This window comes from Corynebacterium sp. CCM 9204, assembly GCF_041357695.1.
In the GTDB taxonomy this organism is placed as follows: Bacteria; Actinomycetota; Actinomycetes; order Mycobacteriales; family Mycobacteriaceae; genus Corynebacterium.
Genome location: NZ_JAUERX010000001.1, coordinates 878617 through 891617 on the forward strand (window position 1 = coordinate 878617; position 13001 = coordinate 891617).

Here is a 13001-nt window from a genome sequence, read left to right on the forward strand (position 1 = left end):
ACGGAAGTTGCCCTTACGCGGAGTCCGCTCCTGCGGTGGTCCGACTATACGGGGGGCGGGGCTTTACACGTGTCCGAACTGTGCGTATTACCAATTGCACGGTGTTGATCAGGTTCACTCAGTGACGGACATTTCTGACCGGGACGGAGAATGCACGACGAAAACCCGGCCCTGAGCTTTCGCCCGCTGGTGCGGGGGAGGCCCGGGGCCGGGTTCCGTTGATCAGTGTCCGGGACCACTGTTGGCCACGGACCTAGCATTTAGCTCCTGGGGAATCCGGGGAAGGACGGGAGGTGGAAACCACCGGGCATCTGAGCCATGAGGAACTGGATGACCGCAGCCATAACACTGAAGAATGCACCGATGGAGAGTAGCCCGATGATTCCCGTCGCGGTAGAAACCCCGACGGCGCTACCCGTGAGCTTATCCACGAGTGACGAAGAACCGGTGGGCCCGGTCTGCTCAGGCTGCTGTGCTGACACGACGACCATCACTGTTGACTCGTCTTTGGTGCCGTCAGCGTAGGTGACGGTGACCATAGCCTGGACGGTGGCGTCCTCGGCATCTTCCGGAGCTTCGTAGGTGACAACGCCGGTGCCGGTGTCGATGGAGAATCCGTCAGCCGGGACACCGGAGAACGCGAAGGTGGTGTCAGCCGGGGCCGATTCGGTCTCGACGGTGTCGGTGTCAGTCATGTCGAAGGTCGGTGTGACTGCCACGGATTCACCGGCCTTGACCTCGCCGTTGGCGTACACCGGAGTGTACTTGGCGTTGTCATCGATCTGCTGCGCGGCAGCGGAGACGATGAACACGGCGATGGCGGCGTCGGTCGAATTATCCGAGTACGTGGCGGTGACGGAGAACGCGACGTTCTGGGCTTCCGTGCCAGCAGCCGGTGTGTAGGTGATGACGCCGGTGTTCTCGTCAATCACCGCTCCTTCGGGGTTACCCGCCGGGGCGAGCTCGAAGGTGGTCCCGGCCGGGATCTCGCCTTCCTCGATGTCATCGGTGCCAGCCATGTCGGCGTAGGGCGCGGACGTTGCGCTCTCTCCGGCGGTGACATCCGTGTTCGGGTAGAACAGGTTGTACTTCGAGCTCTCGTCGGGCTCCGGGGTAGCTGCCTCGTTGACCTTGATCAGGCCGACCGCGGGGCGCGGGGCGGGGGTTCCGTCACCGTAGGTGGCCTGGACGTAGAAGAAGTAGCTCTGTCCTGCCTGGTCCTCGGTGGGGGTGAAGGTGACGACACCGGTGTTCTCGTCCAGGGTCATGCCTGCCGGGCGTGCTTCATCGTCCTTGTCCACGAACTTGAAGGTCGTGCCCGCAGGCATGTCGACGACGGTGTAGGGGTTAATTGTCGCAGCTTCGGGAGTCGCCACCGCTTCCTGTCCGGGATCCACGGTGACGGTCCCGCCGTAGTAGACGTAGACCTCGCTCTGGGCGGGCTCGTCCTTCTTCACGTTGATGACCGGACCGGTCTTCTGGGTCTTACCGCTGGGGAAGGTGACGTTGACCTGCGGGTAGATTGCGCCCTCTGCGTCAGCAGGCGCCACATAGGTGATGGTTCCCGTCGTGCTGTCGACACTGACCCCGTCGATATCCTCGATGAGCTCGAAGGTGAAGCCATCCGGAATGTCCTTCTTCTCGCTCCCGGCTTCGATTCCACCGAGCTTCGGCGTGGTCGTTGCGGTCTCACCGGGGGCGACGGTGATCGCATCCGGATACCAGACCTGCTCGCTGTAGGTCGGCGTCGCGGCCTCCGCCTTGAGGGAGACACCGGAGAGCTGGGTGCTTCCGTCCTGGGTGAAGGTCACGCGGATCTTGACGTTCTTGACGTCGTCGGTCGCTTCGGTCGGGGAATAGGTGACCACGCCGGTGTTCTCATCGATCGAGGCACCTGCGGGGACATCGCCCTCGAACACGAAGGTCGCGGCCGGGACATCTTTGTTTTCACCGTCAGCAACGAATGCTGGTGCCACTGTGCCGGTTTCACCGGCGGTGACGGTCAGTGCGTCTTTACCGTAGAACACCTTGCCGGTGTCCGCGATGGGATCGGCGGCGGCGCTGACCTTGAAGGTCACGGTGTATTCGTCGGTGGTGGTGTCCGGATAAATGACCGTAACAGGGACCACGACATTGGTGTCAGCCTGGGTTTCAACGGCTTCGAGAGTGACTGTACCGTCAACACCGACAGTTGCCCCTTGAACATCTTCCGCGATAACGAATTCTGTACCGGCCGGTGCAGTACCCATCTCAGTTTCGTCGGTGACGATCATGTCGAAGGTCGGCGCGGGTGAGGTCACCGGGGTACCGACGGTCGCTTCCACGGCGGTGTCATCCACCATGGGCTCGTAGCTGGTCGCATCATCGTACTCACCGACGGTGACGCGCTCGACGGTGGAATCGGCGACTGTTTCGGATACGTTCCGAGTGATCGTGGCGAGCCTCGTGTGCTCATCACTATAGCTATCGCCATCGTCGGGGATGCTGACGAGAAGCTTCCCGCCAGCGGAAATCAGGTTGTTGTAGTTACTGTTTCCGACTTTATAGAAATCAGTCGCCACATCAAGGACGACACTTGTCTGGACACTGCCGTCGACGGCGCTGAGACTGGTCAACGTGTTGTTTGCGGAACTCAGGATGTAAAGCGAATCACCATCCGCAGCGACACCTGATATGACCTGGAAGGTGGCAGCAGAAGTATTGGTGTAAATCGGTGTCAGTTCGCCGTCGGCGTAGCGGTAGAAACCTACGACAGTGTGATTGTTGTCTCTCTCATTTTCGGTTCGGCCGTTGTAGAGCGCGACGATATCACCGTTGACGTACAGACCGTTGATGTTCTGATAGTCGGCGAAAAGCTCCGCAGCACCGGTAAGGAGTGAAGCCTTGTCATCCCCGTTCGGGGTAATATGAATCGGGACCGCGCCCTTATCGGGCGTGACCTCGAAATCGTTGACGAACACCCAGGTGCCGTCGGACAGTGCCGCGAGGCTGTTCTTCGAATTGAAGGACCTGCCGAAAGCATCGTCTCCGTACCAGGGGCTGCTGTCGTCGATTTCCGGGTGCAGCTCCTTGGCGGAGGGTAACGGAGTGACTGTTGATTCTCCGTCCGGAGTGATCTCCACGAAGCGGGCGTAAGTAGGCTCCGAATTATAGGTCGGGACAAGCACCAGACCTATGGTTCCGTCGGGCTGAACAGCAAGGCCGTTAACATGACCGGCATCACCGAGTTCGCTGATCCGTTCTTCGCCCCCGATGGTACCGTCCGCACCAAGTATCCCCTTATTCACATTATTGTTACCATCAACCCAGTAAAGGGCTTTTGTTGCTGTATCTGCAGCGATAAGGAAATTACCTTGGACATCCAGCTCGCGAGCCTCTGTGATTGACTCAAACCCGGGCTGAAAAACTGCCGCTGTGGCAGCACCATAACTCTTGTAAATCTGAAGGACGGATCCATCATCGAACTGAATCGTCTTCAATTTGTATGCGGTGTTGAAGTTGGACTTCGCCGCGGAGTAATTGTCGACCTTGAGCTCGGCGTTCCGCTTCTCCTCGGTTGCACCCGGGTAGGTGAACTCGAGGTTCCCGAGGGCACCGGTTCCGAGGAATGCGTTGTCGGCGGCCGCCTCGGTGGGGGTGGCAGCGACGTCAACCCAGGTGGTGTCCGTATCGGTGTTGTTGAACCTGGCGGCGGAGAAGTCCAGGATGGCCAGTTCAACGACCTCGGGGCCGAACCATTCAGTACCGTCCATGGTGGAGTGCACGGTGGCGGAGACGGAACTCGTGCCATCGAGATCAACAGTGACAACCGGGTCGGTGAAGGTCACGTCGATGGCACAGGTGCCGCGCGACGGGTTAGCCGGGTCGTCGCACTCGCCGAGAATCGTGACGGAGCCGGTGTAGCTGACGGTCTTCGCCGTGTCATCCTTGGCGACATAGGGGAAGACGAACTGCTCCGCCTCGGCATCGTAGCGCGCGCCATCGGCGGCTTCGAAGGAGGTTGCCTTTCCGCGGAACATCTCGTTGATGCCCCAGTGGAGTGCGTCCGTGTCGGCGACGTAGGCCTGCGTGGCGCCGTCCGTGGCTTCTACACCCTTAGCGTAGGTTGCGTCGGCGAGAGCGACACCAACCGGGCTGATGGGGGAGAGAGTGAGGGAGAGGCAGGCGATTGCTGCGATTCCCGCTCGAGACATACGACGATTTGATTGAGCCATTCAGATTTTCCTTATGTTTTATTCATGTATTCGCAAAGATGTGAGTGGCACACCTTCGAGAGTAATTCACTGAAGAGGTGAAAGTCACCCTCCCCGAGAGGCCTGGACTAACAAACAGTAACGTGTTTCACCTGCATATTTTCATCCACCGAGACATTCCCGGGCCAGGCCTCCAGCCAACCAGTTGGAGTGGATGGGGCTTACCAGCATATAACCTAACATAGATTAGGCTAAGTATGTCTGCATTAGACAAGGGTCTAAACCTATCATCCACACAGTCCCCATTAAGTTTTTAGCTCCCATCTAGCCCCGTTTCCCATGTCGCGGATCTTTTTCAATCGAAACCTCTCCGGGTGAACACCTTGCAACACAGGAATCGTGGTACCCCCGGACCAAACCTTCCGGAACGTCGCTACAGTTGAACCCGGAGCAAATACAGATTGCGCACCCGGATATCCTCTGGGTGTGCAGCGGTTCTATGCCAAGAACACGCCAAGGAAAGGACGACAATGGCAAGCAATCCAACCATTCATGCCAGCGGCGGCCATGACCGCAGTGACGATGACATCCTCGGTCAAGATGCGGTGCAGTCACAGATCAACACCCATGGAACCGATGACCTACTCGATGAGATTGACGGACTGCTCGAGTCGAACGCCGAAGAATTCGTGCGTTCCTACGTCCAGAAAGGCGGTCAGTAATCAGCATGACCGCGTCTGCGACGGGGGCACTGACCAGACGGATCATGGGCATCGAGACCGAGTATGGGATCTCCTGTACAACGGCCGACGGTAGCAGGATGATCCCTGACGAACTCGCACGGCTCATGTTCCGCCCTGTGGTGGAGGAACACGCGAGTTCCAACATCTTCACGTCTTCGGCGGCCCGTCTCTACCTCGATGTCGGCTCGCACCCGGAGTGGGCAACCGCCGAATGCCGTTCAATTACCCAGCTACTCAATCATGAGCGAGCGGGGGACCGGATCGTCGACGGGCTCGCACAACAGGTCGAGAACGATCTGGGGAAAGGAACACGTGTTTACGTATTCAAGAATAACGTCGACTCAATCGGTAATTCGTACGGGTGCCACGAGAATTATCTCGTGCGCCGGGAGCTGTCCCTGAAAAAGCTCGGATTGGCGTTGGTTCCGTTTCTCATCACTAGGCAGCTCATCGCAGGCGCTGGAAAAATCTACCGACCATTCCCCGGTAGCCCGAGTGAAAAATACGGTACCGGGTTCTGTGTCTCACAACGGGCGGACCACGTGTGGGAGGGTGTCTCTTCGGCGACAACCCGTTCTCGTCCGATGATCAACACCCGGGATGAGCCACACGCGGATTCCGAGCGTTACCGTCGTCTCCATATCATTGTGGGGGATTCCTCGATGTCGGAACCGACTTTTGCACTGAAAATCGGTTCTGCACTTCTCGTGCTGGAGATGATCGAGGCCGGTTTCCCGTTGCCGGAACTTGAACTAGCCAACGATACTGCGGCAATCAGGGACATCGCCCGTGATCTCCACGGACGAACCGTTCTCCCACTGACAGATGGTGGAACGATCACCGCCCTTGAACTCCAGAACAGATACTGTACTGCAGCCGAGAAGTGGCTGGAGATCCGGGAACCTTCTGAGGGAGGTACCCCAGCCGAGGAACTCGCCCGGATCGTCGACCTCTGGCGGAGAATGCTCACAGCTTTGGATACCAGTGATTTTTCGCCGGTGGATACCGAGATCGACTGGGTGATCAAACGTAAACTGATCAGCCGCTACCAGGATCGTCTCGGAGTGGGAATAGACCATCCGAAACTGGCCCAGGTTGATTTGGCTTACCATGATGTTCGTCCGGGCAGAGGTCTCTACTCCACGCTTATGGAGCGGGGACTCATTTCTCGGTGGACGACCGACGAGGCGATCACCGCGGCCATCGGCGCCCCACCGCAGAACACCCGTGCCGCGTTACGGGGGAGGTTCCTCGACCATGCACGACAACTCGGCGCACCGGTCACCGTGGATTGGATGCGCCTACGCATCAACCGCCCTGAGCCACAGGTCGTGCTACTGGGTGATCCTTTCGCATCGGTAGATTCGCGGGTGGATGACCTCATCTCCTACATGGACACCCACGCAGCGGAGTACGACACAGCATCATGACTGAAAAGGACGAGGGCTTGGAGCGCCTGATCAACCTAACGTTCGCGCTTCTCGACGCCGACCAGAACTACGGCGGCAGACTCCTCACCGCAGCATGGGTGAAGGACAATGTCGCCGGGTACTCGGGCCGCAGTATGGATGCGGCCCGCCGGATGTTCAACCGGGATCTCGCTGTCCTTCGGGCAGCAGGTGTTCCTGTGGAAATGGTCGCTGACCGGGTACATCCCGGTCAGACGGGCTACCGCCTGCAGTCCGAAGACTATTCACTTCCCGAGGTGAGTTTCACATCGGCTGAGGCTACCGTGCTGGCACTGGCGGGTGATATGGGACTCGGACGACGGCTCGCCGCCTTCGCACGCTCAGGTTGGACGAAACTCGCTGCGGCAGGAGTCTCCCGGGAACTCGGGACGGTTCCGGTTGTCAGTATGCTTAACGATACCGCGCATCTCAGTCCGCAGACTCTCGATACACTCCTCAGCGCCTGCAGAAGTGGACGACGTATCACATTTACATACTCCCGGGGCCCGGTCGGGGATTCCGCCACACGGAGGATGGATCTGTGGGGGCTGGTGAACCACGAAGAACGGCTGTACATCGTCGGCCACGACGTAGACAGGGACGCGGTACGGTGCTTCCGGATCACCCGTGTGCGGGACGTCGGTATCGTCGGCGACGCCACGCACGCGCGCCCGGAAGGCGGCGACGAGTTCCTGCACAATCTCGTAGTCAATTCCTTGAAACGGGGACGTGACCTCGTAGATGTCCGGTTCCGGGCTGAGCCCGGAACCGCCGGGGAGCTCACAGCCGCCGCCGAGCATGAGTCCGACGACATCCACGTGCTACGGAACGTCGACCGCGACTGGATCATACGCACCGCTGCGGCGCATGCACCGCAGGTCGTCGTCACGGAGCCGGAGGAGATTCGGGCTGAGATCATCTCCATGCTGTCCGTATCTGTCCAGCATTCCGACGCGGGCAAAAACCCGGGGGACACTCGATGAACGGGAAGAAACTGGGGGCAACCGGGGTGAACAACAAACTCGTCGATCTGATCAGGATGCTCAACCTTCTGCCTTATTTCACAGTGCACCCGGGTAGGTCGATCATGGAGGCTGCGGGAGATCTCGGTTGTCCGCCACAACAGATCATGGATGATCTCAACCGTCTCTGGTGTTGTGGTCTACCGGGACTGGGACCGGCGGATCTGGTCGATCTGGAACATTCCTATCCGTCTGTGCACGTGACCAACAGTCAGGGTATGAACCGCCCGCTCCGTCTGACCCCGACAGAAGCCGGGGCGCTTCTCCTCGCTCTCGAATCCCTGGAGAAGGTCGATGGACTGACAGATCGGACAGCGGTGGTGAGCGCCGCCACCAAACTCCGTGCGATCATGGCGGACAATACCGTCGCTGTCGTTGATTCAGTCGTGTCCGATGAGTTTCGTGCATCCGTATCACCGACCTTGGAAACCATCCGGAACGCCCTGGAGAACAGGACCGTTCTCGCCTTTACGTACTACAGTGCAGCAAGCGATACCACTTCATTCCGCAGAGTGGTTCCCGCTCGTGTCTTCACCAAGGAGGGGCACACCTATGTCACCGCGTGGGATACCTTGGCCACCACTCACAGGACGTTTCGGACAGATCGGATGAGGCAGGTGGAAATGACCGAGGAAAACGGTGATCCACACCTGAAAGAGCTCCGTTTCAACGCCGACGATCCCTTCTCCTTCACCACCGTCACCTGCCACGCCGAGATCCGGATCCGAAAGGACGCGATCTGGCTCGCGGATTACGTCCCCATGGATCTTTCAGGCGATCTCTCCGCCGACGGCGGCTGGTACCGCGCCAGGATGCCAGTGTCCTCACGTGACTGGTTCATACGTTTCATCCTCGGACAAGGGGGACGGGTGAGAGTCGATGCACCCTCTGATCTGGTCGCAGCGGTGTCGGAACGCGCCGATGCAGGGCTGGCCGCGTATCATCATGGTGCGGGAGCGTGACCAGCTCCATCCACCGCACGAACGAAAGGTCCTCCCCATGCCCATCGGCGCTCCAGAACTACTCATCATCGCCTTCGTCGTCATTCTTCTGTTCGGATGGAAGAAACTTCCCGATGCAGCCCGGTCGGTCGGTCGCTCGATGCGCATCTTCAAATCCGAGGTCAAGGAGATGAAGAACGACGATGACACCACGAACACCGCAGCGACGGACTCAACCGCCACCAACGTCATTCCGCAGTCCCGGGAACTGACGCAGAATCCGCAGGCGCCACAGTATCCGCAGCAGGGTTACGGTGTTCCGAACCCGCAGGCGAACCTCAACCAGCCGCCGAACCCCGCCCCCGGATACCAGCAACCGCAGGGATACCAGACTCCGCAGGGCTATCAGCAGCCGACGCCGCCCGGATATCCGCAGAATCAGTCCGGCTATCTGCCCCCGAACTACCCCGATCAACGGCAGCAGTAGAAAACGAGCGAAACACAGGCACTTTCACGTCTGTCTTGACCCGGTGCACCTGTTTTCCCGGTGTACCGACCACGGAGCGGATCATCAATCGCCAATGAGCATCCCCACCCCGAAGAAGCGGCTGATCCCTCGCCGAAAACGGTCCACGAAACGGTCCGCTGACGGAACCATGACCCTGGTGGAACACATCCGGGAACTGCGGAGGCGTCTCATTATCTCCCTACTCGCGCTCGGCATCGGAACCATCATCGGTGTGATCTGGTTCGAGCATTCGGTTTTCGGTCTTCCTACACTCGGATTTCTTCTCCGTGAACCGTACTGCAGCCTTCCGGAAACGGTTCGGGCCGACATTTCCGCTGACGGTACCTACAAACTCCTTTCCACCGGCCCCTTTGAGATGCTGGGGCTCCGACTGAAGGTCGGTGCACTCGCAGGACTGGTCTTCGCATCACCGGTGTGGCTCACTCAGTTGTGGCTGTTCATCACCCCGGGACTACACAAAAACGAGCGCCGTTCCACCGCCATATTCGTGACAGTGGCAGTCCTCCTATTTCTGCTAGGTGCTGTCCTTGCGTACTGGGTCATCACCTTCGCCCTCGAGTTCCTCCTCACCTTCGCCAGTGAATCCTCCACCACGGCGTTGAACGGCAAGCTCTACTTCAGCTTTCTCATTGGTCTCCTCCTCGTCTTCGGGGTCAGTTTCGAGGTTCCGCTGATCATCGGGATGCTGAATGTCATAGGTGTGGTCAGCTACGAACAGTTGAAGGACAAGCGGCGCATCATCATCTTCGGTATTTTCTGTTTCGCTGCGGTGATCACCCCGGGCCAGGATCCGATGAGTATGGTCTCACTCGCGCTGGCTCTGACTCTGCTCGTCGAACTATCCATTCAGTTCTGTCGGTTCAACGACCGCAGGCGCGAACGGGATCGCCCCGAGTGGGCTGACCTGGATGATGACGAGGCATCCCCGTTACCGCAACCGTGGAATGGTTCGTCCGGGGGGGAGCGGGCAGGTCCGGAGTTCGGGGCCTGTCGCTGCCCCAAATCCCATCCGTCCCTCCACCGGAGGAGAGCTGAATCGGCCGCGCTTCGACAGTCGGCCCGGCTCCGACTTCGACGACGTTCTCTGAATGCGGGTGGGGTGAGGGTCCGCCCGATGTTGCGGTACGACTGCGGCGGTGAACCCGGGTAGCGTTGTACCCATGACGGATACCGCCACGCATCTCGAAGAATTCACCGCACGGCTCGATTTTCCCCTCGATGACTTCCAGGTGCAGGGCTGCCGCGCCGTTGAATCTGACCGGGGGGTTCTGGTCTGCGCTCCCACCGGGGCAGGGAAGACGATCGTGGGGGAGTTCGCCGTTTCTCTGGCGTTGTCGCGGGGCACCAAGTGTTTCTACACCACCCCGATCAAGGCACTGTCCAACCAGAAGTTCCACGACCTCGTCGACGTCCATGGTGAGGAGTCTGTGGGTCTGCTCACCGGAGATGTCTCGGTGAACGCGTCCGCGGAGATCGTCGTCATGACGACGGAGGTTCTGCGCAACATGATCTATGCGGGTTCCCCGGCACTCGACAGACTGAGCCATGTCGTGATGGATGAGGTGCATTATCTCGCGGACCGCTCCCGTGGGCCGGTCTGGGAGGAAGTGATCCTCAACCTGGATGAATCGGTGCGCATCATCGGTTTATCCGCGACCGTGTCCAATTCGGAGGAATTCGGTGCCTGGCTGCGGACGGTGCGCGGTGACGTCGAGGTCATAGTTTCCGAGCACCGTCCGGTTCCGCTGGATCAGTGGATGCTGCTCGGTAGGACCCTCTATCCGCTGTTCGAGCCGGGGACCGGGGGCTCGGTCAACCGGGAACTGGAGAAACACGTCCAGCGCCTGAACTCTGCCGAACTCGAACGCGGAACCTCCGCATATTCAGGTAGTGGGGGCTTCCGCTCCCGAAGCGGAGGTGACGCAGACGGCAGCCGTTCCGGACGTCGGCACGGAGGACGGAGATCAGGACACCCGCGGGAAGGAGGACATCAGCGCCCCATGGGGCGGCCTGAAGTCCTTCGAGTTCTGCAGAACAGGAACATGCTTCCGGCAATCACCTTCATCTTCTCCCGCGCGGGATGCGATGGCGCACTGCATCAGTGTCTCGGCTCTCGGCTCACCCTGACAACGGAGGATGAGGCGAAGGAGATTGGTCAGATCATCGATGCCGGGGTATCGGACATCCCCGAGGTCGACCTCGAGATACTGCGCTTCCGCCAGTGGCGGGCTGCACTCACCCGTGGATTCGCCGCGCACCACGCCGGTATGCTTCCCGCCTTTCGGCACATCGTGGAGGAACTGTTCACCCGGGGTCTCGTCCGGGCGGTTTTCGCAACGGAAACCCTGGCACTCGGTATCAACATGCCCGCCCGTTCCGTGGTGCTGGAGAAACTGGTCAAATACAACGGTGAGGCTCACGTTGATCTGACTCCGGGTGAGTACACACAGCTCACGGGCCGTGCAGGTAGACGTGGCATCGACACGATGGGGAATGCCGTCGTGCAGTACACGCCGGCGATTGATCCACGTGCCGTCGCGGGACTCGCATCCACACGCACCTACCCCTTGATCTCCACGTTCCAGCCCGGATACAACATGAGCGTCAACCTGATTCGCACCATCGGATACGGTCCGGCGCACAGACTCCTGGAGAAGTCCTTCGCCCAGTTCCAGGCCGACGGCTCCGTGGTCGACGAGATCCGGGAGATCGAGAGGGCCGAAAAGAAGGTCGCAGAACTCCGCGGGCAACTGGAGCGAGCGGTGACCGCGGCGAATCCTCCCGCTACGAAGGGCGAAGCCGTCGAGGAATTCCTCGGTTACATCAGACTGCGGGCTGAGCTCTCGAAGAAGGAAAAGCTCGCGAGGCGGCGTCATCTGGAGGACCGACACACCGAAACGGTCGTAGCACTACGTAGACTTCAGGTTGGTGATGTCATCGCGCTGCCCACCAAGAAGCATCCCATGTTCGCGGTCGTCGTCACCCCCGCTCCCGATTCGCACAATCCCCGCCCGTGGCTGATCACCGAAACCGGGTGGGCGGGCCGAGTGGATGCCGGATCATTCGCAGTAGCGCCCAAGATCGTCGGCCACCTGCCACTCGGTAAAGATGTGGTCCGCAAACCGAGGAAACATGCACGCACCGTGGCCCGGGAGATCCACAAGAGCAATTTTCCCCGTCCGAAGAGCCTGCGCCACGAAACCAGGGTCCGGGACACCGCGGAGGTCCGGCAACTCCGTACGGAGCTCCGTGCTCACCCCGCACACGACTGGGCCGACCGAGAGATACTCGCCAGGATCGCGGAGAAGCTGATCCGTCGGCAACGTGATCTGGACCGACTCACATCGAGGGTGTCCGCAGCGACGGATACCCTCGGCAGGACATTTGACCGGATCGTCGATCTCCTCGCGGAGATGGACTACCTCGAATTCGTCACGGAGGAAGACGCAGTCGAACCGACACCAGTGATTACCGAGGAGGGCGAACGGCTCGCGCAGATCCACAATGAATCCGATCTGCTCGTCGCACAGTGTCTCCGCCGCGGTATCTGGAACGATCTGGACCCTGCGGAACTCGCCGGAGTTGTCAGTATGTGCACTTTCCAGAACCGACGGGAGGTGCACGGTGGATCTCCGGATGGGGCCACTGACCGGATGGCGACAGCCATGAACGCGACGAAACGCATCCACGGGGAACTGGTCTTCGATGAGCAGCGGCACAACCTCCCCGTGACCAGAGAACCGGAAGCAGGTTTCGCGCTCGCGATCCACCAGTGGACCGCAGGCGCACCGATGGGTTATTGCATGGCCGCCGCAGCGGAATCCGGTGCGGAGCTGACCCCGGGTGATTTCGTCCGCTGGTGCCGCCAGGTTATCGATCTCCTCGAACAGGTGGCGAAAACAGGCTACACCGATGAGGTCCGACACACCGCCCGGGCAGCCATCGACGCAATCCGTCGTGGCGTCGTGGCGATCGGAGCCTGACTCTACCGGGGACACACAGTAGCTGCGGGGACTGTGTATACGACGGTGGTGACACTGATCCACCCGCGATCCCGAAAACACGGTTCCCCGAAGATTCCGCGTACTACCGACTGTGCAAGCGGTATTCTTCCGCAGACCCGGC

At 59.9% G+C, this 13001-nt stretch carries 8 protein-coding genes; 7 read left to right on the forward strand and 1 reads right to left on the reverse strand.

What is annotated here, in order from left to right:
- Positions 1 to 260: 260 nt before the first annotated feature.
- Complete coding sequence (locus tag QWU43_RS03885; protein ID WP_370917153.1) at positions 261 to 4214, reverse strand: Rib/alpha-like domain-containing protein; 3954 nt, start codon at positions 4212 to 4214, stop codon at positions 261 to 263.
- A gap of 509 nt (positions 4215 to 4723) precedes the next feature.
- Here QWU43_RS03885 and QWU43_RS03890 point away from each other — a divergent pair.
- The 7 genes from QWU43_RS03890 to QWU43_RS03920 all read left to right on the forward strand — a co-directional run bounded on the left by QWU43_RS03890 (position 4724) and on the right by QWU43_RS03920 (position 12859).
- Positions 4724 to 4915: a ubiquitin-like protein Pup gene (locus QWU43_RS03890; protein ID WP_370914190.1), complete on the forward strand. Its 192-nt coding sequence runs from the start codon at positions 4724 to 4726 to the stop codon at positions 4913 to 4915.
- Positions 4916 to 4920: 5 nt separating this feature from the next.
- Positions 4921 to 6366: a Pup--protein ligase gene (gene pafA, locus QWU43_RS03895; RefSeq protein ID WP_370917154.1), complete on the forward strand. Its 1446-nt coding sequence runs from the start codon at positions 4921 to 4923 to the stop codon at positions 6364 to 6366.
- Positions 6363 to 7367, forward strand: a complete 1005-nt coding sequence (locus QWU43_RS03900; RefSeq protein WP_370914192.1) for a helix-turn-helix transcriptional regulator — start codon at positions 6363 to 6365, stop codon at positions 7365 to 7367. The genes pafA and QWU43_RS03900 overlap by 4 nt, the downstream gene beginning before the upstream one ends.
- Complete coding sequence (locus QWU43_RS03905) at positions 7364 to 8368, forward strand: helix-turn-helix transcriptional regulator (protein ID WP_370914193.1); 1005 nt, start codon at positions 7364 to 7366, stop codon at positions 8366 to 8368. Before QWU43_RS03900 ends, QWU43_RS03905 begins: the two co-directional genes overlap by 4 nt.
- Positions 8369 to 8405: 37 nt before the next feature.
- Positions 8406 to 8834: a Sec-independent protein translocase subunit TatA gene (gene tatA / locus QWU43_RS03910; RefSeq protein WP_370914194.1), complete on the forward strand. Its 429-nt coding sequence runs from the start codon at positions 8406 to 8408 to the stop codon at positions 8832 to 8834.
- Between the two features lie 94 nt (positions 8835 to 8928).
- Positions 8929 to 10026, forward strand: a complete 1098-nt coding sequence (gene tatC, locus QWU43_RS03915) for a twin-arginine translocase subunit TatC (RefSeq protein ID WP_370917155.1) — start codon at positions 8929 to 8931, stop codon at positions 10024 to 10026.
- A gap of 10 nt (positions 10027 to 10036) precedes the next feature.
- Positions 10037 to 12859 carry a DEAD/DEAH box helicase gene (locus QWU43_RS03920; RefSeq protein WP_370917156.1) on the forward strand — a complete coding sequence of 941 codons (2823 nt, stop codon included), beginning with the start codon at positions 10037 to 10039 and terminating at the stop codon, positions 12857 to 12859.
- Positions 12860 to 13001 lie beyond the last annotated feature (142 nt).

What these genes read in the sequence shown, in the direction of transcription:
- QWU43_RS03885 (WP_370917153.1), bottom strand. Translation starts at nt 4,214, where the DNA reads ATGGCTCAATCAAATCGTCGTATGTCTCGAGCGGGAATCGCAGCAATC.
- QWU43_RS03890 (WP_370914190.1), top strand. Translation starts at nt 4,724, where the DNA reads ATGGCAAGCAATCCAACCATTCATGCCAGCGGCGGCCATGACCGCAGT.
- pafA (WP_370917154.1), top strand. Translation starts at nt 4,921, where the DNA reads ATGACCGCGTCTGCGACGGGGGCACTGACCAGACGGATCATGGGCATC.
- QWU43_RS03900 (WP_370914192.1), top strand. Translation starts at nt 6,363, where the DNA reads ATGACTGAAAAGGACGAGGGCTTGGAGCGCCTGATCAACCTAACGTTC.
- QWU43_RS03905 (WP_370914193.1), top strand. Translation starts at nt 7,364, where the DNA reads ATGAACGGGAAGAAACTGGGGGCAACCGGGGTGAACAACAAACTCGTC.
- tatA (WP_370914194.1), top strand. Translation starts at nt 8,406, where the DNA reads ATGCCCATCGGCGCTCCAGAACTACTCATCATCGCCTTCGTCGTCATT.
- tatC (WP_370917155.1), top strand. Translation starts at nt 8,929, where the DNA reads ATGAGCATCCCCACCCCGAAGAAGCGGCTGATCCCTCGCCGAAAACGG.
- QWU43_RS03920 (WP_370917156.1), top strand. Translation starts at nt 10,037, where the DNA reads ATGACGGATACCGCCACGCATCTCGAAGAATTCACCGCACGGCTCGAT.